This is a genomic window from Amycolatopsis sp. ATCC 39116 (assembly GCF_000231075.2).
Lineage (GTDB): Bacteria > Actinomycetota > Actinomycetes > Mycobacteriales > Pseudonocardiaceae > Amycolatopsis_E > Amycolatopsis_E tucumanensis.
In genome coordinates this window covers 1-20,399 of record NZ_AFWY03000060.1, presented here as the reverse complement: position 1 = coordinate 20,399, position 20,399 = coordinate 1, and the positions used below count along the sequence as shown (strand labels likewise).

Below are 20,399 nucleotides of genomic sequence, written 5' to 3'. Positions count from 1 at the left end.
GCGTTATGCCTACCCTAGGCCAGGTGTGCCCGGACGGGTGCCGCCGAGGGTCGTTTTGCGGTCGCGAACACGTCCCCCGGGGCCCTACGCTGCGCTACGAGTTGACAGAGATCCGGTGTGGACGGTTGCGCCGGAGGCTCCGGGCGTGTTCGCTACACCCATCCGTATGTCGAGTGGGCGGCGCCGTGCCGCCCGCGTCGTGAGTTGGAGGAGTGACAGCAGTGGTCGCCGCTGGAGACGCTGAGTACAGCAGCGTCGCCGAGAGGCTTGGCATCAAGCCGGACATGGTAGTTCAGGAGATCGGGTGGGACGAGGACGTCGACGACGACCTGCGTGCCGCGATCGAAGAACATATCGGCGGCGATCTCCTCGACGAGGACGCCGACGAGGTCATCGACGTGGTTCTGCTGTGGTGGCGGGAGGACGACGGGGACCTGGTCGACGCGATCATGGACGCCCGGTCGCCCCTCGACGAGAACGGCATCATCTGGGTCCTGACGCCCAAGACCGGGCAGCCGGGGCACGTGGAGCCGAGTGAGATCGCCGAGGCGGTGCCCACCGTCGGGCTCGCGCAGACCTCCAACATCAGCGTCGGCCCGAACTGGGCCGGGACCAAGCTGGTGCCGCCGAAGTCGAAGTCGAAGCAGCGCTGAGCGGCCGCACGCTAAGGTGAGCGTGCGGCAAGTGCAACGTTGGCGATGCGAAAGGTGCTTCGATGGCGGTCGAGGTCGGTTCAGCAGCTCCGGATTTCACCCTGAACGACTACAACAAGCAGCCGGTCACGCTGTCGTCGTTCCAGGGCGACAAGGCGGTCCTGCTGGTCTTCTACCCGTTCGCGTTCAGCGGGATCTGCCAGGGCGAGCTCTGCCAGCTGCGCGACGAGTTCGCCGAGTACGACGGCCAGGGCGTGCAGGTGCTCGGTGTGTCGGTGGACACACCCTTCTCGCTCAAGGCGTGGGCCGAGCAGCAGGGCTACCAGTTCCCGCTGCTGTCGGACTTCTGGCCGCACGGTGAGGTCGCCAAGCTCTACGGCGTGTTCAACGAGGGCGCCGGGCTGGCCAACCGGGGCACGTTCCTGATCGACAAGGGCGGCGTGGTGCGCTACGCCGAGGTCAACCAGCCGGGCGAGCCGCGCGACCAGCTCGCCTGGAAGCGAGCGGTGGCCGAGCTGCCCGAATGATGCTCGCACCGGCGGTGCCCCCGGGTTGGGCGCCGCCGGTCCGGGGCGCATAGCTCAGCGGAAGAGCACCTCCCTTACAAGGAGGGGGTCGCAGGTTCGAACCCTGCTGCGCCCACCGTTTTCGGTGGCCGGTAGCTGGTGGCCGGTAGCCGGTAGCCCATTGCCGGGGCAGGCACCGGATGGCTTGGCCCACCCACACGGGTCTTCTTTCTCGAAGCGGCGCCGGACGGGCGCACCCGTTGCTCCGTCCGGCGGTGTTCCCCGGGCGGGGTTCTTCTGCCACCGTCATCGGGTGCCGCCGGAGCCCGATCCGTTCAACCCCCGCCCGGCGCGGAGCGCGATGCTCGCCGCGATCGGGTGGACTGTGCTGGTCGCCTTCCAGGTGATCGTCTGGGGCATCCTCTCCGACTGGGAGCTGTGGATGCGGATCACGCTCCCCGCACTCAACGCCGCGATCGCCGGCTACTGGTGGCTTTGATTCGCCCGCCTGCGCCGCGAGTGAGCCGAACGCCATGGCCCGCGCGGCGACCCAGCCGAGCATCGTTCGGCCCAGAAACAAGGTGATCAAGACGATGGCGCCGAGGACGATGACCCCCAGCGTTCTCTTGATCCACAGTCGCCTGGGGAGCGGCGCCGGACGGGCGCACCCGTTGCTCCGTCCGGCCGCGACCCGGCTGAGCGTCGTCCGGTCCGGCAACGGTCACCGGAAATTGGAGTGCGCCTCCAGCCCGGCAGCGGGCAGGCTGCCGTCGTGGAACGTGACTTCATCTCGCGCCTCGCGCATTCCGACCATCCCATCGCGGCGCCCCTCGGGGACGCCGCGGTGAGCGCCCTGCTGGAGCGGGCCCTGCCGCGTGGCGACGAGCGTCTCCTCGACCTCGGGTGCGGTGGCGGCGAGTGGTTGCTGCGCGCCTTGGCGCTGGCGCCCGGGGCCACGGCGGAAGGCGTGGACGTCTCCGAGCCTGCCCTCGACCACGCCCGCGGGGAGGCCGAGCGCCGCGGTCTCGCCGGGCGGCTCACGCTCCACCAGTCCAACGCGGCCGGCTTCGTCCCCGAACAGCCGGCCGACGTCGTCTTCTGCGTCGGCGCCACCCACGCCTTCGGCGGCCTCCTGCCGGCCCTCGCGGCGGCCCGGAAGGTCCTCGCGCCCGGTGGGCGCGTCGTCGTCGGCGAGGGGTACTGGGAGCGCGAGCCGAGCGCGGCCGCTGTCGAGGCCCTCGGTGACCTCGCGGACCTGCCCACCACGGTCGACACGATCACCGCCGACGGCTGGGTGCCCCTCTACGGTCACCTCAGCACCCGGCACGAGCTGGACGACTACGAGTGGAACTGGACCGGCTCACTCGCCGCCCGCAGCCTCGACCAGCCCGACGTGCTCGCCATCGCCGCCGCGCACCGGGACGGGTGGCTGCGCGGCTACCGGGACTGCTTCGGCTTCGCCACACTCCTGCTCGCGCCCCTCGACTGACCGGCCCCTTTCCCGGGATCCGCGGCGCTGGTAGTTGTTGCCAGGGCTGGGCATCACGTTGTGGGAGGTCGACGATGACTACCTCGAGGCGGGATTTTCTGCGCGCGGCAGCGCTCGTGGGGGCGACGGCGGTGGCGGCTCCGGCGCCGGCGAGCGCGGGCCAGGGCGGTGCGGCACCGGGCGGGCCGGGCGCCGACACCACGTTCACCCCGGCGGACAAGCTCGGGTTCGGCACCGCCCGCTCGGCGAGCCCCGTCTGGTTCACCCTCCAGGACGGGCGGCTCTCCGAGGTCTACCACCCAGACCTGAGCACCCCGGCGAGCCGGGAGACGCAGATCGTCGTCACCGACGGCGAGTCCTTTGTGGAGCGTGTCTCGGACGTCGGGCACCGCACGGAGCTGCCCGACGCGGAGGTGCCCGCGTACCGGCAGACCGCGCGCGGCACCGGCTGGACGCTCACCACCCGGTACGTGACCGACCCGGACCGCGACTCCGTGCTGATCGACGTGGAGTTCCGGTCGCGGCGGACGTTGCACGTGTACCTGCTGCACGATCCGGCGCTGGGCGGCGAGGGCACGGCTGATCGCGCCTTCCCGCAGGCCGGCGCGCTGGTGGCGTCCGACGGTTCCACCGCCAGCGCCATCCTCGCGCGCGGCGGGTTCAGCGAGTCGACGGTCGGCTACGCGGGCGTCAACGACGGCTGGACCCAGCTGGTGGCCGGCCGGGGACGGCTGGACCGGCACTACGCGACCGCCGGGCCGGGCAACGTCATCCAGCTGGGGCGGTTGCGACTCGACGGCACGTCCCGGACCCGCGAGCTGGTCGCGCTGGGTTTCGGGGCGGACGGTGACGCCGCGGTGCGCGCGGCACGGGGTTCGCTGGGCCGCGGGTTCGACTCCGCCGCGTCGGCGTACGCCGCGGGGTGGCGGCAGTACCTGCGGAGCCTGCCGGCCGCACCCGAGGGCGCGGACCGGCGCATCTACGCGACGTCCGTGGTGGCACTGGCGTGCGGCGAGGACAAGCGGAACCCGGGCGCGTTCATCGCGTCGCCGTCGATGCCGTGGGCGTTCGGGTTCGACCGGGCGGTGGCGCCGGAGTACGGGTCCTACCACCTGGTGTGGCCGCGGGACCTGTACCAGATCGCGACGGGCCTGCTCGCCGCCGGTGACCGCGCCGCCGCCGAGCGGTCGCTGGACTACCTGCTGCGGATCCAGCAGCCGGACGGGCACTGGCCACAGAACACCAAGGTGTCGGGGGAGCCGTTCTGGACGTCGATCCAGCTCGACGAGACCGCCGCGCCGATGCTGCTGGCGTGGCTCCTCGACCGGGACGATCCAGCCACAGTGGACAGTCTGGAGCGTGGTAGTGATTTCCTGTTGTCGTACTCGAAGGACGGGTACCCGTCGCCGTACACCGAGCAGGAGCGGTGGGAGGAGCAGAGCGGGTACTCGCCGTCGACGATCGCGTCGGTGATCGCGGGCTTGGTGTGCCTGGCGGACCTGATGCGGCGCGCGGGCCGCGATCCAGCTCGGTTCCTGGAGGCGGCGGACCGCTGGCACGCGGCGGTCGACGGCTGGACGGTCACGCGGAACGGGCCGCACGCACCGCGCCCGTACTTCGTGCGCCTCACCAAGGACGGCGACCCGAACGCCGGGACCACCTACAACCTGGGCAACAACAACCCGGACCCGGCCGACCAGCGAGCGGTCGTAGACGCCGGTTTCCTGGAACTGGTGCGGCTCGGGATGCGGCAGCCGCACGACCCGGTGGTGGTGAACTCGCTGGCCGTCGTCGACGAGCAGATCTCGACGGTGACCCCGGCGGGCAGGCACTGGCACCGGTACTCGGGAGACGGATACGGCGAACAAGCCGACGGCGGCCCGTGGAACGTGAACAGGGCAGACGTCTTGCGCACGTACGGCCGGCTGTGGCCGATCTTCGCCGGCGAGCGAGGGGAGTACGAGCTGCTGGCCGGCGACCGGGCAGCAGCGGCGGGACGGTTGCGGGACATCGCGGCCTGCGCCGGTGCGACGGGCTTGCTACCGGAGCAGGTGTGGGACGTGAACCCGCCCTACCCAGAGGTGCGGCCGGGAACACCAACCGCCTCGGCGACGCCCCTGGCCTGGACACACGCCCAGTACCTGAGGCTGGCATGGTCCGTGGCGAAGGGACGCCCGGTCGAGTACCCGACGGTGGTGGCAGAGCGATACCTGACGCACTAACCGCCGCCCGGCAACGAAAAGCAAGCGACTACCCCAACCAGACCTCCCCCGCCCCCGATCCGCAGCCGATCTTTGGTCGTCGATCAGTCGTGTCAAGGCACGCTTTCCCGCCTTGACACGGCTGCTCGGCGACTGAAACACACTCAGGGAGAGGGGGCGGGGGTGGTCGGAAGGTGACCTTTCGAGCGCCGTGAGGCGCTTTTCCCGCGCGACAGCGTGGCTTTTAAAGATCAAAAGAGTCCTCGCCGGACGGGCAGGCTCCGGGATGACCAGGGGTTGGGTGCCTCGGCTCACCTCGGGTGGGTGGTCGCCGGGTGGTCATCCCGTCGCCTTCCGGTTTGTGCATATCACCTTGAGCCAGGGCCGCAAGGTTGGCATGTCCGGCCGCCGGTGGGCAGAGAGGTTGCGGCCCTGGCTCAAGGTGATCGCGCCGGTGTCAGGCGACGGGATGACCACCCAGCTTCAGTTGTGTTCAAAGCGGGCGCTGGCGCGCCGTCTTCGGTGGTGGGATCGTGGGGTGGTGAGGGAACGTGCTTTGGCGGCCCTGGCGGGTCTGGCCATCGGGGATGCGCTCGGTATGCCCACGGAAGGACTGTCACCGGCGGAAATCGAACCTGTCACTGGCTTCGCGGCGGCTCGGGGGTTGCCTGCGGGCGGTGTCACCGATGACACCCAGCAGGCGGTGATCGTCGCGCGGCTGCTGGTCTCCGGGGGTGGGCGGATCGATCCGCACGGGCTCGCCGATGCGCTCCTGGAGTGGGAGCGGGACCTGCGCAGCCGCGGCATCCGGGGGTTGCTCGGGCCCTCCACGCGCGCCGCTCTCACGGCCGTCGCCGCGGGGGAAGCTCTCGAGAAGGCCGGCAAGTACGGCACCACGAACGGTGCGGCCATGCGCATCGCCCCGGTGGGGATCGCGAATCCGGCCGACCTCGACCTGCTCGTGGACAGCGTGGTCGAAGCCAGTTGGGTCACCCACAACACGGGCGTCGCCCTCGCGGGGGCTGCCGCGGTCGCCGCGGCGGTGAGTGCGGGCGTCGACGGGGCGAGTCTGCCCGAGGCGATCGACTTCGCCGTGGAAGCCGCGGAACGAGCCGCCAAGCGGGGGAACTGGGTCGCGGCCGGGGACGTCGCCGCGCGCATCCGCTGGAGCCGCACCATGGATCCGGCCGACGTGCCCGCGTTGATCGGCACCAGCGTCGCCACCCAGGAATCGGTGCCCGCCGCGTTCGCGGTGCTCCGCCACGCGGAAAACCCGTGGCAGGCCTGCTGCACGGCGGCGAGCCTCGGCGGGGACACGGACACCATCGCGGCCATCGCCGGCGCGATCGCGGGCGCCTGCACCGGCGCGGGCGCGTTCCCTGAGGAAGCCGTCCGCACGGTGACCGAGGTCAACGACCTTCCGCTGCCGGAACTCGCCGACGATCTGCTGAAACTGCGCGCCAGAACCCGGTGAGCGCCTCGGCCGTCTCTTGTGGACGGTCCAGTTGCACGCAGTGGCCGGCGCCTTCGACGGCGACCGCGTCCCGGCCGAACCGGCGGGCCGTGCGCTGGTACTCCTCGGGCGAACCGGTGAACTCGTCGTCCGCGCCGTGCACGAACAACAGCGGCACCCCGGAACCGGCCAGCTCGCCGACCCCCGCCCGCGGCCCGCACAGCAGCCGCGCGAACCCGATGAGGTGACCGGTGCGCGTGGTCGACAACCGGGCCCGCATCAGGTCCGCACGGTCCGGATCCGTGCGGACCCAGTGGTCGACCAGGGTGCGCAGGCCCGCCGCCCCCTCCGCGGCGACCGCGTCCGCGCACCAGGTGAGGAACGCCGTCTCCTTCTCCGAACCGGTCAGCAGGCTGCCCAGCGGCGCGAAACTGCGCACCGCCCGCGGCAGGGCCACCGCGGCGGCGTGCGCGACCGCGGCGCCCGCGCAGTGCGCCACCACGTGCGCCGGCTCGCCCTCGCCGACCTCGCCGATCACCGCCAGCAAGTCCTGCGCCATCGCGGACAACGTGTACGCGCTCGGATCGTCGGAGCCCGGGCTTTCGTGCTGGCCGTGGTGGTCGACCGCCCACGCCGCGTACCCGGCGCCGGCCAGCAGCGGCAACAGCGGCGCGAAGTCCTCTTTGGACCCCAGGTACCCGGCCACCAGCACCACCGGCTCGCCGGACCCCGCCCGGCACGCGGCGAACCGGCCGCGGTCGGTCTCCAGCATGACGTCGCGGACCGGGCTCTCCAGGGTCGTCACAGCGCGGCTCCTTCCCGGACCGAGGCCTTCTCGATCACGTCCGCGGCCTCCGCCGCCCCGCCGCACGCCCGCACGATCTCCCGCATGCCCGCCACGTTCGCCGCGATGCCGGCGTCGGACGACACCCGCAGCACCGCGTTGTGCAGCGTCTGCGCCGACACCTCCGCGCGGTCGAGCGTGACACCCAGCCCCAGCTCGGCGAGGCGCGCCGCGTTCAGCCGCTGCTCGGCCATCTGCGGGACCGCGACCATCGGCACCCCGTGGTACAGCGCCTCCAGCAGGCTGCCCATCCCGGCGTGCGTGACGAACGCCGACGCGGCGGCCAGCACGTCGAGCTGCGGCACCATCGGCGCGATCTCGACCCCGTCCGGAACCGGCCCCAGCGCCGCCGGATCGACGTGCCGCCCGATCGCCATCACGGTGTGCCAGCCCAAGCCCGCGGCCAGGTCGACGCAGGCCCGGAAGAAGTCCGGCTGGTCGGTGAAGCACGACCCGAGCGAGACCAGCAGCACCGGTTTCCCCGCGGGCGGCCGCCACGACCCCTGGAAAGACCGGTCGCCCAGCGCGGGACCGGCGAAGGTGTGCTCCGGCCCGAGCAGGTCCGGCGAAATCTGGAACGCCCGTGGCACGAACACCACCTTCGGGTCGCCCACCGCCTGGAACTCCTCGACCGAACAGCCGAGGCCGTTGGCGTCCAGGAACCGCTGGAACCGCTGGTACACCGGCAGGTCCGAGAGGTTCTCGACGCCGAACGCGATCCGCTCCCAGCCGGGGAACAACGCGTGCGTCGGCGACAGCTGCACCATCGGCAAGCCGAGCTTGCGCGCCACGACCTTGCCCGCGAACGCGACGAAGTCGTAGGCGACCACGTCGGGCACCTCGCCGAGGGCCTCCAGCACGGGGAGGGCGGCCTCGGCGTCCCGGTGGTACATCGCCACGCCCGCCATCAGGTCCTCCGGCGGCGGGCTGCCGTCCCGGACGTCCGGCAGCACCACCGGTTCAGCACCGGCCGCGCGCACCTGCGGGACGAAGTCCGCGCCGACCGCGTAGCTCACCCGCCAGCCGCGCGACACCAGCTCCGACACCACGGCGAGGGTGGGGTTGACGTGCCCGTGGTCGGCGACGTTGACGAACAAGGCGTGCTTCACCGCGCCACCCCGCAGACCACGTGCTCGACCGGGGTGCAGTACGGCAGACCGGACAGCGGCTCACCGGCGAAGAACCGCAACGCGAGGTCCACCACCTCGGCCGGCCGCTCCAGGTGCACGAGGTGGTCGGCGTCGTGGATCGCGGTGAAGCGGGCGTCGGCGCACCGGGCCGCGGCCGCCCGGCTCAGGACCGGCGTGGTCAGCGGATCGTGCTCCCCGGTGGTGACCAGCACGGGGACGGGCAGGACGCGGCCGTCGTCGCCGGGGTGGTCGAGCAGCCGCCGGGTGTTGTCCAGGTACTTGGCGATGTCGGCGTCGGTCATCGCGCCCACCAGGCTGTCGAGGCACCGGCGGACCGCGGCCTGCCGCCGGATGCCCGGCGCGCGGCTCAGCATCAGGTCCAGCACCTCGGCGGTGAACTCCGCGTGCCTGCCCTGCTCGGCCAGCTCCACGCTGCGGGCGATGCGCCGGCGCAGCCGCCCGGTCACGTGCGTCATCGTGCCGACGAGCAGCAGGCGGCGCACCCGTTCGGGACGCAGCTGGGCCCACCGGTGCGCGACGCCGCTGCCGTAGGAGGCGCCGACGACGTGCACCGGCTCCGGCGCGACGTGGTCGAGCAGGTGGCCGAGCGCGCCGGCGAGGAAGTCCACGCCGTAGCCGGGCGGCAGCCGGTCCGCCGCGCCCCAGCCGGGCAGGTCGACGGTGATCACGTCGGCGTGCCGGAGCAGATCGCGTTCCACCCGGCCCCACGCGTCCTTGTGCTGGAACGCGCCGCCCACCAGGACGATCGGCGCGAGTCTGCCGCCGCCGCGCACGATGCGGCCCGCGAACTCGAATCCGCCGAACGTGAGCGGGACGGTTTCCTGCCGGGTGGTCGTTGCCGTCACAAGCGATCTTCCTCGGTGTGGTCGGGGTTTGGGGTCCGCCACGTAACCACGTCGTCCTCCGCGGGCGCGCCGCGGAAACTCGATCGAGCCAACTTGACCACTCGCGCGTGTGACCACGGCGCAACAGGGCTTCCACCATGCGGAAGGCCCGTTGTATGAGCGGCGGCACACGATCAAGGATGGAACCGACGGAGTCAGCGCCGACCCCCGGAGGAGCCGCCGTGGACAGGGCTGTGCGGAGACCGATCCCCATGACCGCGGCGGGACGGCTGCTCGCCGTGCTCGACGCGTTCACACCGGGCCGCAGCCTGCTGACGTTGAGCGAAATCAGCCGACGGGCGGGTCTTTCGCTGACGACCGCGCACCGGCTCGCCGGCGAGCTGGTGAACTGGGGCGCCCTCGAACGCGACGACGACGGCCGCTACCGGATCGGGCTGCACCTGCTGGAGCTGGCAGCGCTCGCGCCGCGCGGGCTGGAACTGCGCGAACTGGCGCAGCCGTTCCTGGAGGACCTGTTCCACTCCACGCGGGCGCACGTGCACCTGGCGGTGCGGGACGGGCACGAGGTGGTGTACGTCGAGACGCTGCGGGCGCGCGGCACGGTGACGGTGCTGAGCCGGCTGGGGCAGCGGTGGCCGTTGCACGCCACGGGGACCGGGCTCGCGCTGCTGGCCCACGCGGGTCGCGAGGTGCAGGAACAGGTGCTGGAGGCGCCGCTGAAGCGCTTCACGCACAAGACGATCACCGACGCGCGGGAGCTGCGGCGGGTGCTGGCGGAGGTGCGGCGCACCGGGGTCGCGGTGGCGGAGGAGCAGCTGACGCTGGAGGCGGTGGCGATCGCGGCGCCGATCCGCGGTGCCGGTGACGAGGTGGTGGCCGCATTGGGCTTGGTCGTGCACGTGGACGAGTGCGAGCCGAGGGCGCTGGTGCCGGTGATGACCGCTGCGGCGCGGGGGATCTCGCGTGCGCTGGGCGCGCCGTCGGCGGCGGATGTGCGGGGCGTGGTGCGCGGGCGGTGATGCGGGTCGTGTCGCTGCGCGGCAACTTGGTGCCGGGAGTGGGAGCGGCCCAACAGGGTGGCCGGGTTGGATGAGCCCATGACCATCACGTTCCTGCTCATCGCGCGGCTCCCCGGAGGCGGCGCGGAAGCCTTCGACGCCTACGAGGACGCCGTCCTGCCCCTCCTGGGCGAGTACGGCGGCCGCCTCGAGCGGCGGGTCCGGTCCCTCGACGACGGCACCGAGGTGCACCTCGTCGGGTTCCCGGGCGAGCAGGAGTTCGGGGCCTACCGGGCCGACCCGAGGCGCGCCGAGCACGCGCACCTGCTCGAACGGTCCGGCGCGGCCATCGAACTCCTGCCCGTCCGCGACCTCACTTCCCGAAACCCGCCGTCAGGCCGCTGACCAGCTGCCGCCGGCCCAGGATGTACAGCGCCAGCACCGGCAGCGTCGACAGCACGACCGCCGCCAGCACCGCCGGGATGTTCACCCGGAACTGCCCCTGGAACGACCACAACGCGAGCGGCAGCACCCGCTGGTCCGGGCTCTGCGTCAGGATCAGCGGGAACAGGAACCCGTTCCACACGTTCAGCCCGTCGTACACCGCGACCGTCACCACGGCGGGCCGGATCATCGGCAGCACCAGGCTGAACAGCATCCGCCAGTCACCGGCGCCGTCCACCCGCATCGACTCGAACAGCTCGTTCGGCACGTCCCGCAGGAAGTTCGCCAGGATGATCACCGACAGCGGGATCGCGAACGCCACCGACGGCAGGATGATCGCCAGCAGCGTGTCGTACAGCTGCGCCCGCGTGATCAGGTAGTACACCGGGATGATCGTCGCCTGGATCGGGATCGCCAGGCCCAGCAGGTAGCCGCGGTAGGTGAACCGCGAGAACCACGTCGTGCCGCGCACCACGTAGTAGGCGGCCATCAACGCGACCGCGACCGCGATCGCCACCGTCGCCAGCGTCACGACCACGCTGTTGGCGAAGTAGCGCCAGAAGTCGTTGCGCAGCACCAGCTCGTACGCGCTGAACGTCGGCGAGGTGGGCACCGACAACGGGTTCGCGTCGTAGAACCCGCGCTGGTTGCGCAGGCTCGTCACCACCACGTAGTACACCGGCACCAGCACGACGGCCAGCCACACGAACCCGGCGAGGCCGCCGAGGTAGTTCGGACGGGTCCGCATCACGCCCCCTCCAGCTGGCTGCCCCGCCGGAAGCTGGACAGCCTCGACAACCCCAGCGCCAGCGCGAGCCCGGCGACCACCAGCAGCACGGCCAGCGTGCTCGCCCGCCCCATGTCGTTGCCGGAGAACCCGGACAGGTACATGTCCAGCGGCAGCATCCGCGTCGCGTCGCCCGGACCGCCGCCGGTCAGCACGAACACCAGGTCGAAGTAGGTCAGCGAGCCGACCAGCATCATCGTCGACGACGTGATGATCGTGTAGCGCAGCTGCGGCAGCGTGATGTGGAAGAACTGCCGCACCCGGCCGGCCCCGTCCAGCTCCGCCGCCTCGTACAGCGACTTCGGGATCTGCCGCACCCCGCCCTGGTAGAGCAGCGTGTGGAAGGGCACGAACTGCCAGGCGATCACGAAGATCACCACGTACAACGCCAGTGTCGGGTCGCCGAGCCAGTCCTGCGACAGGAAGTCCAGACCGAACGGGCGGCTCATGCCGAAGTTCGGGTCGAGCAGCGCCTTGAACGCGATCGCGATGGCCGCCGCGGACAGCAGCATCGGCAGGAAGTACAGCACCCCGAGCAGCGCGCGGTACCGGCCGCGCCCGGCGATGAGCACGCCGAGCAGCAGCGAGATCGGCGTCTGCACCAGCCAGCTGACCACCATCACCTGCACGGACAGCCAGATCGCGTGGTAGGTCGCCGGGTCGGCGAGCGCCGCGGCCCAGTTCGCCAGCCCGGCCCACGACGGGTCGCCGATGCCGTCCCACTCCATGAAGCTCAGCACCGCGACCCCGCCGAGCGGCACGATCGCGAACACCCCGAAGAACGCCAGCGCGGGCACCGCCATCAGCGGGCTGGGGCCGGTCCGCAGCCGGCCCCAGCCGGGCGCCGGCGTGCGTGCCGGCGCCCGGTCCCGCTGTTCGAGAACCGTGCTCATTGCCCGATCGTCGCGTTCATGTTGGCGGAGAACTGCTCCGGCGTGATCTGCTTGAGGAACAGCTGCTCCAGGTTGGTCAGCAGCGCGTCGGCCTGGCCGGGGGAGAGCGCCTGGTCCCAGGACAGCTGGAAGTTCGGCGCCTTGCTGGCCATTTCGTACACGTAGGACAGGTACTGCGGGTCCTCGGTCTTCGCGAGCTTGTCCTCGATGCCGGTCAGCGGCGGCACCGAACCGCCGGCGAGCAGCGAGTCGACGTAGGAGTCGTTCATCAGGTCCTCGCGCAGGTACCGCAGCGCCGACTGCTTCTGCTCCTCGCTCGCGGTGGCCGAGACGGACCAGTAGTTGGCCGGGTTGCCGACGATGTTCGCCGGGTCGCCCTTGCCGCCGGACACGGTGGGGAACGTGGTCCAGCCGAGCTTGCCGCTCGAGATGAACTCGGGGTCGGCCTGCTTGATGGTGGGGAAGGCCCAGGAGCCCATCAGGTACATCGCGGCCTTGCCGGTGAACAGCAGCGCGGTGTCGGCGTTGCTGTCGGTCGCGATCGAGTTGAAGCCGCGGACGAAGCCGCCGGCGTCGACGAGCTGCTGGATCATCGTGTTGGCGCGGATGATCGCCGGATCCGACCACGCGCCGGGCTTGCCGGCGACGATGTTGTTGAACACCTCGGGCCCGCCGATGCGGTCGACGAGGTACTCCTCCCACATCAGCTGCGGCCACTTGCTCTGCCCGCCGAGGGAGAACGGCGCGATGCCGGCCTGGTTGAACCGCGGCACCAGGGCCATCATGTCGTCCCACGTCTTCGGCGGCTGCGCGCCGATCTGGTCGAACAGTTCCTTGTTGTAGAACAACACGACCGGCTGCATGCCGTTGTTCGGCACGGCGTAGGTCTTGCCGTCGAGCACGCCGGTGCGCGCCACCGACGGCAGGAACCGGTTCACGAACGCCGGGTCGTTCGCGGCCTCGGCGGACAGGTCCATGATCTTGCCGGAGTCCACCCAGGACTTGAGCAGGCCGCCGCTCCAGCTGAAGACCAGCGTCGGCGCCTCGTTCGCACCGATCGCGGTGCGGATCTTCTGCTTGTACGCGTCGTTGCCGAAGTACTGCGCGTCGACCCCGGACGACTCGAAGGACGTCCGGAACGTCTGCTCGTCGCCGCCGGTGAGCGCCCACGCGGTGGCGCCGCCCCCGCCGGACGGACCGCTGGAGCCGCACGCGGTGGTGAGGGAGAGAACCGCGGCCAGTCCGGCCGCGATCACGGCGGTGCGCCGCTTGACCAGTGTCATGATGCGCCTTCCCCATCGAAGGTCCGAAAGTTTTCGGAAACACTCTGGTGTGTGTCGGAAGATATGCGGCCCACTCGGACGCGTCAAGAGCTGTTTCGGCAAGGAAAATAGCGTTATAGTCGCCTGAAACTTTTCGGCAAGAAATGTGGTTGGAGGGTGCGGTGCCTGCCGGTTCCCAGCGCGCGACGCTCGCGATGGTCGCGGAGGCCGCCGGGGTTTCGCTGCCGACCGTCTCCAAGGTGCTCAACGGTCGCGGCGACGTGGCGGCGGCGACCCGGCAGCGGGTCCAGGACGTGTTGAAGGAACTGGGTTACGTGCCCCAGTCCGGTCGGCGCACGGTAGGGCCGGCGCGCGTGGTGGACCTGGTGTTCGACGACCTGGTGAGCCCCTACTCGCTGGAGGTCCTGCGCGGGGTCACCGAGGCGGGCGCGGAAACCGGGGTGGACGTCGTGGTCGGGCGCCTGCCGGAGTCCGACGACGACGACTGGGCGCGGCGCCTGCGCCTGGCCGGGCGCGAGGGGCTGATCGTGGTCACCTCCGAGCTGACCCGCGCCCAGGTCGAGGGCTTCGCGCGCGCCGGGCTGCCGCTCGTGGTCATCGATCCGCTGAACCTGCCGCGCGTCGAGGTGACCAGCGTCGGCGCGACCAACTGGAACGGCGGGGTGTCCGCCACCGAGCACCTCCTGCAGCTGGGCCACCGGCGCATCGCCTACGCGGGCGGGCCGGTGCAGGCCTCCTGCAGCCAGGCCCGCCAGCACGGCTACCGCGCGGCGCTGGAGAACGCCGGCGTGACCGTCGATCCGCGGCTGATCCTGCACGGCGCGTTCGGCTACCCGGACGGGCTGGAGATGGGCGGGCGGCTGCTCGACCTGCCGGAGCCGCCGACCGCCGTGTTCGCCGGCAGCGACGCGACCGCGCTGGGCGTGATGGAAGCGGCCCGGCGGCGGGGACTGCGGGTGCCCGAGGACCTGTCGGTCGTCGGGTTCGACGACACCATGCTCGCCGAACTGGCCACGCCCGCGCTGACCACGGTGCGGCAGCCGTTGCAGGACATGGGCCGCGTCGCGCTGCGCACGCTGATGCGGCTCGCTGCCGGCGAAACCCTCGACTCCCACCACGTGGAGCTGGCCACCAACCTGGTGGTGCGCGATTCGACGACGAACCTGCGAGGAGCACCATGACGGAACCGACCTGGCGTGACAGCGCGCTGCCCGCCGCAGCCCGAGCCGAGGCGCTGCTGGCGGAGATGACCCTCGAAGAGAAGGTGGCGCAGCTGGGCAGCGCATGGCCGGGCAACGAGCAGCTGAACGGCAACGTCGCGCCGATGCAGGACGTCTTCGCGCGTGGCGGGGTGCCGTTCGAGCAGGCGCGGGAGAACGGCATCGGGCACCTGACGCGGGTGTTCGGCACGGCGCCGGTCAGCGCGGCCGAGGGCGCGGCGCGGGTCGAGGCGCTGCAGCGCGAGATCGTCGAGGAGACCCGGTTGGGCATCCCGGCGATCGTGCACGAGGAGTGCCTGACCGGGTTCACCACCTACGGCGCCACCGTGTACCCGGCGGCACTGGCGTGGGCGGCGACGTTCGACCCGGAACTGGTCGAGCGGATGGCCTCGGCGATCGCGGACGACATGCGCGCCTCCGGCGCGCACCAGGGCCTGTCGCCGGTGCTGGACGTCGTGCGGGACTACCGGTGGGGCCGGGTCGAGGAGACCCTCGGCGAGGACCCGTACCTGGTCGGCACGCTCGGCGCCGCGTACGTGCGTGGCTTGGAGCGCAACGGGATCGTCGCCACGCTCAAGCACTTCGCCGGGTATTCGGCGTCGCGCGCGGCCCGCAACCACGCGCCGGTGTCGATCGGCCAGCGGGAGCTGCGGGACGTGATCCTGCCGCCCTTCGAGATGGCGATCCGCGAGGGCGGGGCGCGGTCGGTGATGAACGCCTACGTCGACCTCGACGGGGTGCCCGCGGCGGCGAACGCGCCGCTGCTGACCGGGATCCTGCGGGACGAGTGGGGTTTCGAGGGCGTAGTGGTGTCCGACTACTGGGCCATCGCGTTCCTGGGCAGTATGCACCGGGTCGCCGACAGCACCGGGCAGGCCGGGGCGCTCGCGCTGGCCGCGGGCATCGACGTCGAGCTGCCGGACACCCTGTGCTATGGCAAGGAACTCATCGAGCTGGTGCGTTCGGGCGAGGTGCCGGAGTCCCTTGTGGACCGTGCGGTCGGCAGGCTGCTGCGGCAGAAGGCGGAGCTGGGCCTGCTCGACGCGGACTGGGCGCCGCGGGCGCGGCCGGTGGACCTGGACTCGCCGCGCAACCGGGCGATCGCTCGGGAGCTGGCGGAGAAGTCGGTGGTGTTGCTGGCCAACGACGGCACGCTGCCGTTGCGCGCGAAGCGGATCGCGGTCGTCGGCCCCTGCGCGGACGACCCGCTGGCGTTCATGGGCTGCTACTCGTACCCGAACCACGTGCTGCCGCGCTATCCCGAGTACGGCATCGGGGTCGAGGCGCCGTCGCTGCTGGAGTCGCTGCGCGCGGAACTGCCGGACGCGGTGATCACCTCGGCGACCGGCTGCCCGATCCGCGACGAGGACCGGTCCGGCTTCGCCGAAGCGGTGGACGCCGCGCGGGACGCGGACGTGTGCATCGCCGTGGTCGGCGACCGGGCGGGCCTGTTCGGCGAGGGCACCTCCGGCGAGGGTTGCGACGCCCCGGACCTGCGGCTGCCCGGCGTGCAGGACGAGCTGCTGACCGAACTGTTGGCCACCGGCACGCCGGTGGTGGTGGTCGTGGTGTCCGGCCGTCCGTACGCGCTGGGGGACCACACCGGGGCGGCGGCACTGGTGCAGGCGTTCATGCCCGGCGAGGAGGGCGGCCCGGCGCTGGCGGGTGTCCTGTCCGGACGGACGAACTTCGGCGGACGTCTCCCGGTGCAGGTGCCGCGGGTGGCAGGCGCGCAGCCGAGCACCTACCTGCAGCCCCCGCTCGGCGGCAACAGCGAGGGCATCAGCAACCTCGACCCGAGCCCGCTGTTCCCGTTCGGGCACGGCATCTCCTACACCACGTTCGACTACGAGGGCCTGACGCTGAGCGCGCGTGAGGTGCCGACCGACGGCGAGGTCGAGGTCTCGGTGCGGGTGCGCAACTCCGGCGACCGCGCCGGGGACGAGGTGGTGCAGCTGTACGTGAATGACGTGCTCGCGCAGGTGACCCGCCCGGTGCGGCAGCTGGCCGGGTTCGCGCGGATCACCCTCGACGCGGGGGAGGCGCGGACGGTGACGTTCCGGCTGCACGCCGACCGGCTCGCCTTCACCGGGCTGGACCTGCGCCGGATCGTCGAACCCGGCACGATCGAGGTGTTCGCCGGCCGCTCGGCCGACGACCTGCCCTGCCGCGCCGCGTTCGAGCTGACCGGCCCGGTGCGCGAGGCCGGGCACGACCGCGTGCTGACCACCCCGGTTCAGTCGCCGGGGGAGACCAGCCCGGTTTCGTAGGCGAGGACGACGGCCTGGGCGCGGTCGCGCAACGACAGCTTGGCGAAGATGCGGGCCACGTGGGTCTTGACCGTCGCCTCGCTGAGCGTCAGCTCCGCGGCGATCTCGGCGTTCGACCGGCCCCGCGCGACGAGGGTGAGAACCTCCAGTTCGCGCGGGGTCAGGACGGCGAGATCGCGGTGCAGCGCCGGACGTGGTCGCGCCGCGGCGAAGCGCTCCACCAGCCGCCGGGTGATCGACGGGGCCAGCAGCGCGTCGCCGGTGCCGACCAGGCGCACCGCGGCCACCAGGTGCTCCGGGGTGACGTCCTTGAGCAGGAACCCGCTGGCCCCCGCGGCGAGCGCGTCGTAGACGTAGCGGTCGAGGTCGAACGTGGTCAGCATGAGCACCCGGCAGCCGGGGTCGCGCGCCAGGATGCGGCGCGCGGCCTCCAGGCCGTCCATCGCCGGCATCCGGATGTCCATGAGCACGACGTCCGGCTCCAGATCGCGGACGGTGGCGACGGCCTCCGCGCCGTCCGCGGCCTCGCCCACGACGTCGACGCCGCCGGAGGCGAGGATCATCCGGAAGCCGGTGCGCACCAAGGCCTGGTCGTCGGCGATCACCACGCGCGGCCCGGTCACGGCCGCTCCAGCGGGATCTTCGCCCGGACCCGGAACCCGCCGCCGATGCGCCGCCGGGCGTCCAGGTCGCCGCCGAACACGGCCACGCGCTGACGCAGCCCGAGCAGGCCGCGTCCCTCCTCGGTCTCGCCGGACGGGGCCGGGGCGTCCCCGGACAGCACGCTGGGCCCGCTGTTGAGCACCTCGACACGCAGGTAGCGGTCGGAGTACCGCACGGTCACCTCCGCCTGCCGCCCGTCGCCGTGCTTGAGTGCGTTGGTGAGCGCTTCCTGGATGATCCGGTACGCCGTCAGGTCCACTCCGGACGGCAGCGGCCGCGGCTCGCCGGACACGCGGACCTCCACCGGCAGCCCGGCGAACGCGATCCGGTCGATCAGCGGGCTGAGCCTGCTCAGGCTGGGCTGCGGCGACAGGTCCGCGGTCTCGTCACCGTCGGCGGGCGGGGCGAGCACGCCGAGCAGGTTCCGCAGCTCGGTCATCGTGTCCCGCCCGGCCGCCTCGACCGCTTCCAGCGCCGTCGCGGCCTGCGCGGGTTCGGTCGCGAGCACCCGGCGCGCGGCCCCGGTCTGCACCACCATGACGCTCACGTTGTGGCTGACGATGTCGTGCAGCTCCCGCGCGATCCGCGCCCGCTCGTCGTCCACCGCGCTGCGCGCCGCACTCTCCCGTTCCCGCTCCAGCAGCCAGCCGCGCTCCTCCAGCGCCCTCGCGAACGCCCGCCGCGCGCGCCCGAGCCGGACCGCCAGCACGGCGGCCACCAGGCACGCCAGCGCGGCGACAACCAGTTCCCACACCCGGCAACTGTGTCAGGACCCGGAGCGACGCGCATCCACCGCCGGACTACATCCCCGGGATGACCCGCGCCGGGAGTTACCTCCCCGGACCGATGCCCGCATCGGGCCGCTGCCCGCAGGATGGCCGGCGTGACCAGAGATGACGGCGCAGTCGTGCGGTTGACCGACGTGCGCAAGGAGTACAGCGAATCGGTCGCCCTGGACGGGGTCTCCCTGGAGATCCGGGCCGGGGAGGCGGTCGCCGTAATGGGGCCCTCCGGCAGCGGCAAATCCACGCTGCTGAACATGGTGGCCGGGCTCGACCGCCCGACGTCCGGCTCGGTCGTCGTGCACGGCGAGGACCTGGGGAAGCTGAACGAGACCGGGCTGGCACTGTTCCGCCGTCGCCGGATCGGCATGATCTTCCAGTTCTTCAACCTGCTCGACGACCTGCCCGCGCTGGACAACGTGGCGCTGGCCGCCCAGCTCACCGGCACCCCGGCCGGCCAGGCCCGCAAGCGCGCGCTCGAACTGCTCGGCGAACTCGGCATCGCCGGGCGCCGCAACGTCTACCCGGCCCGGTTGAGCGGCGGCGAGCGGCAGCGCGTCGCGGTCGCGCGGGCGCTGATGAACCGGCCCGCGCTGCTGCTGGCCGACGAGCCGACCGGCGCGCTGGACAGCCGGTCCGGCGAGCAGGTGATGGACCTGCTGCTCGACCTCAACCAGATCGGGCAGACGCTGCTGCTGGTCACGCACGACGAGCGGCTCGCCACCCGGTGCGCGAGCCGCGTGGTCGAGGTCGCCGACGGGCGGGTCGCGCGCGAGACCAGCCTGGAGCGGACGCCGTGAGCGCGGTGTGGCGGGTGGCGCGGGCCGCGGTGGGGCGCCGACGGCTCCAGACCGCGGTGATCGGCCTGGTCGTGACCATCTCCACGGCGACGATCGTGCTGGCGCTCGGGCTGCTGGTGTCGTCGTCGGCCCCGTTCGACCGGGCGCACGAGCAGCAGAGCGGCGCGGACCTGGTCGCGGCGTTCGACCGCACCCAGGTGACCGACGATCAGCTGACCAGGGCCGCCGCGGGCGCCGAGGCGGTGGCCGGGCCGTTCGCCCAGCTGACCCTAGACACCTCGCAGAGCGCGCAACGCGTCGGGCCGTCCCTGACCACCGTGGGGCGCGCGGACCCCGGCGGGCCGGTGGACCGGGTGGACGTGTGGGAGGGCCGGTGGGCGGCCGCGCCGGGCGAGATCGTCCTGAACCTGGTCCCCGGCACCACCCTGGTGCCGCTCGGGAGCCGGATCGAGGTTCCGGGGCAGCGCGCGCTGACCGTCGTCGGGTTCGCCTACTCGGTGAGCGCGTCCGCCGACGCGTGGGTCACCCCCGCCCAGGCGGTGGCGCTGCAGCCCACCGCGAGCCAGGTGCTCTACCGGTTCGCCGCGGCCGCGACCGCCACGGACATCGCCGCCGGGCAAGCGGCGGTGACGGCCGGGCTGCCGCCCGGGGCGCTGCTGGGCGCGCAGTCCTACCTCACGGTGAAGCAGCAGCTCGTCACCGAGGTCGGGGTGTACGTGCCGTTCCTGGTCGTCTTCGGGTTCCTCGGGCTCGCGGTCGCGGTGCTGATCGTCGCCAACGTGGTCGGCGGCGCGGTGGTGGCCGGCTACCGCGACATCGGGATGCTCAAGGCGCTCGGCTTCACCCCGGACCAGGTGATGGGGGTCTACCTGGTGATGGTCCTGGTCCCGTCCGCCGTCGGGTGCGTGCTGGGCACGGTGCTCGGGAACGTGGTCGCGCGGCCGCTGCTGGCCGACGCGTTTCAGGTCTTCGGCGCGGGAGCGGTCGGCATCGACGTCTGGGTGGACGTCGCGGCGTTGCTCGGGATGCCGGCCGTGGTCGCGTTGGCCGCGCTGGTGTCCGCGCTGCGGGCGCGCCGGCTGCCGGCGGCCGCGGCGATCAGCGCGGGCAGCGCGCC

Annotated in this window: 20 protein-coding genes and 1 tRNA gene; 13 read left to right on the top strand and 8 right to left on the bottom strand. The window is 72.2% G+C overall.

Annotated features, from left to right (window positions below):
- The first annotated feature begins 221 nt into the window (after positions 1-221).
- From AMY39116_RS0336260 to AMY39116_RS0336230, 7 genes are all read left to right on the top strand, one after another.
- A complete protein-coding gene (locus AMY39116_RS0336260) occupies positions 222-653 on the top strand; it encodes a DUF3052 domain-containing protein (RefSeq protein ID WP_017984111.1) in 432 nt (143 codons plus the stop codon).
- A gap of 62 nt (positions 654-715) precedes the next feature.
- Positions 716-1,180, top strand: a complete 465-nt coding sequence (locus tag AMY39116_RS0336255; RefSeq protein WP_020422489.1) for a peroxiredoxin — start codon at positions 716-718, stop codon at positions 1,178-1,180.
- A 43-nt stretch (positions 1,181-1,223) separates the two neighbouring features.
- Positions 1,224-1,295: transfer RNA gene (locus tag AMY39116_RS0336250), tRNA-Val, on the top strand.
- 177 nt (positions 1,296-1,472) lie between these two features.
- Positions 1,473-1,658 (top strand): hypothetical protein, encoded by a 186-nt coding sequence (locus AMY39116_RS0336245; RefSeq protein ID WP_020422488.1) that lies wholly within the window; start codon positions 1,473-1,475, stop codon positions 1,656-1,658.
- A gap of 273 nt (positions 1,659-1,931) precedes the next feature.
- Positions 1,932-2,648, top strand: a complete 717-nt coding sequence (locus tag AMY39116_RS0336240; protein WP_027936532.1) for a cyclopropane-fatty-acyl-phospholipid synthase family protein — start codon at positions 1,932-1,934, stop codon at positions 2,646-2,648.
- A gap of 74 nt (positions 2,649-2,722) precedes the next feature.
- Positions 2,723-4,870: a glycoside hydrolase family 15 protein gene (locus AMY39116_RS0336235; RefSeq protein ID WP_084506214.1), complete on the top strand. Its 2,148-nt coding sequence runs from the start codon at positions 2,723-2,725 to the stop codon at positions 4,868-4,870.
- 517 nt (positions 4,871-5,387) lie between these two features.
- Positions 5,388-6,323 carry an ADP-ribosylglycohydrolase family protein gene (locus tag AMY39116_RS0336230; RefSeq protein WP_039791959.1) on the top strand — a complete coding sequence of 312 codons (936 nt, stop codon included), beginning with the start codon at positions 5,388-5,390 and terminating at the stop codon, positions 6,321-6,323.
- Here AMY39116_RS0336230 and AMY39116_RS0336225 read toward each other — a convergent pair.
- The 3 genes from AMY39116_RS0336225 to AMY39116_RS0336215 are packed head-to-tail and all read right to left on the bottom strand — an operon-like array spanning position 6,259 to position 9,142.
- On the bottom strand, positions 6,259-7,107 hold the full coding sequence (locus tag AMY39116_RS0336225; RefSeq protein WP_020422484.1) for an alpha/beta fold hydrolase: 849 nt from the start codon (positions 7,105-7,107) through the stop codon (positions 6,259-6,261). The genes AMY39116_RS0336230 and AMY39116_RS0336225 overlap by 65 nt on opposite strands.
- On the bottom strand, positions 7,104-8,255 hold the full coding sequence (locus AMY39116_RS0336220; protein ID WP_020422483.1) for a macrolide family glycosyltransferase: 1,152 nt from the start codon (positions 8,253-8,255) through the stop codon (positions 7,104-7,106). Before AMY39116_RS0336220 ends, AMY39116_RS0336225 begins: the two co-directional genes overlap by 4 nt.
- On the bottom strand, positions 8,252-9,142 hold the full coding sequence (locus AMY39116_RS0336215; protein WP_020422482.1) for an alpha/beta fold hydrolase: 891 nt from the start codon (positions 9,140-9,142) through the stop codon (positions 8,252-8,254). The genes AMY39116_RS0336220 and AMY39116_RS0336215 overlap by 4 nt, the downstream gene beginning before the upstream one ends.
- Positions 9,143-9,393: 251 nt before the next feature.
- On the opposite strand from AMY39116_RS0336215, the gene AMY39116_RS0336210 reads away from it, so the two are divergent.
- Positions 9,394-10,161, top strand: coding sequence for an IclR family transcriptional regulator (locus AMY39116_RS0336210; RefSeq protein WP_020422481.1), 768 nt, complete (start codon positions 9,394-9,396; stop codon positions 10,159-10,161).
- Positions 10,162-10,239: 78 nt separating this feature from the next.
- Positions 10,240-10,545 carry a hypothetical protein gene (locus AMY39116_RS0336205; protein ID WP_020422480.1) on the top strand — a complete coding sequence of 102 codons (306 nt, stop codon included), beginning with the start codon at positions 10,240-10,242 and terminating at the stop codon, positions 10,543-10,545.
- Here AMY39116_RS0336205 and AMY39116_RS0336200 read toward each other — a convergent pair.
- From AMY39116_RS0336200 to AMY39116_RS0336190, 3 genes are read right to left on the bottom strand one after another with little or no spacing between them, the layout of a single operon-like run.
- Positions 10,514-11,332 carry a carbohydrate ABC transporter permease gene (locus tag AMY39116_RS0336200; RefSeq protein WP_020422479.1) on the bottom strand — a complete coding sequence of 273 codons (819 nt, stop codon included), beginning with the start codon at positions 11,330-11,332 and terminating at the stop codon, positions 10,514-10,516. The two genes, AMY39116_RS0336205 and AMY39116_RS0336200, sit on opposite strands and share 32 nt — an antisense overlap.
- Positions 11,332-12,264 (bottom strand): carbohydrate ABC transporter permease, encoded by a 933-nt coding sequence (locus AMY39116_RS0336195; protein ID WP_020422478.1) that lies wholly within the window; start codon positions 12,262-12,264, stop codon positions 11,332-11,334. Before AMY39116_RS0336195 ends, AMY39116_RS0336200 begins: the two co-directional genes overlap by 1 nt.
- A complete protein-coding gene (locus tag AMY39116_RS0336190; RefSeq protein ID WP_020422477.1) occupies positions 12,261-13,547 on the bottom strand; it encodes an extracellular solute-binding protein in 1,287 nt (428 codons plus the stop codon). Before AMY39116_RS0336190 ends, AMY39116_RS0336195 begins: the two co-directional genes overlap by 4 nt.
- Positions 13,548-13,708: 161 nt before the next feature.
- Here AMY39116_RS0336190 and AMY39116_RS0336185 point away from each other — a divergent pair, with 161 nt between their 5' ends.
- Together AMY39116_RS0336185 and AMY39116_RS0336180 are read left to right on the top strand one after the other, a co-directional pair.
- Positions 13,709-14,728, top strand: coding sequence for a LacI family DNA-binding transcriptional regulator (locus AMY39116_RS0336185; RefSeq protein WP_027936531.1), 1,020 nt, complete (start codon positions 13,709-13,711; stop codon positions 14,726-14,728).
- Positions 14,725-17,037: a glycoside hydrolase family 3 N-terminal domain-containing protein gene (locus tag AMY39116_RS0336180; RefSeq protein WP_020422475.1), complete on the top strand. Its 2,313-nt coding sequence runs from the start codon at positions 14,725-14,727 to the stop codon at positions 17,035-17,037. Before AMY39116_RS0336185 ends, AMY39116_RS0336180 begins: the two co-directional genes overlap by 4 nt.
- Here AMY39116_RS0336180 and AMY39116_RS0336175 read toward each other — a convergent pair.
- Both AMY39116_RS0336175 and AMY39116_RS0336170 read right to left on the bottom strand, forming a co-directional pair.
- Complete coding sequence (locus AMY39116_RS0336175; protein WP_020422474.1) at positions 17,004-17,660, bottom strand: response regulator transcription factor; 657 nt, start codon at positions 17,658-17,660, stop codon at positions 17,004-17,006. The two genes, AMY39116_RS0336180 and AMY39116_RS0336175, sit on opposite strands and share 34 nt — an antisense overlap.
- Complete coding sequence (locus AMY39116_RS0336170; protein WP_020422473.1) at positions 17,657-18,454, bottom strand: sensor histidine kinase; 798 nt, start codon at positions 18,452-18,454, stop codon at positions 17,657-17,659. Before AMY39116_RS0336170 ends, AMY39116_RS0336175 begins: the two co-directional genes overlap by 4 nt.
- A 129-nt stretch (positions 18,455-18,583) precedes the next feature.
- Here AMY39116_RS0336170 and AMY39116_RS0336165 point away from each other — a divergent pair, with 129 nt between their 5' ends.
- Together AMY39116_RS0336165 and AMY39116_RS0336160 are read left to right on the top strand one after the other, a co-directional pair.
- Complete coding sequence (locus AMY39116_RS0336165; protein ID WP_235716285.1) at positions 18,584-19,282, top strand: ABC transporter ATP-binding protein; 699 nt, start codon at positions 18,584-18,586, stop codon at positions 19,280-19,282.
- On the top strand, positions 19,279-20,399 hold a 1,121-nt coding region (locus AMY39116_RS0336160; protein ID WP_020422471.1), incomplete at its 3' end, for an FtsX-like permease family protein. The genes AMY39116_RS0336165 and AMY39116_RS0336160, both read left to right, overlap by 4 nt.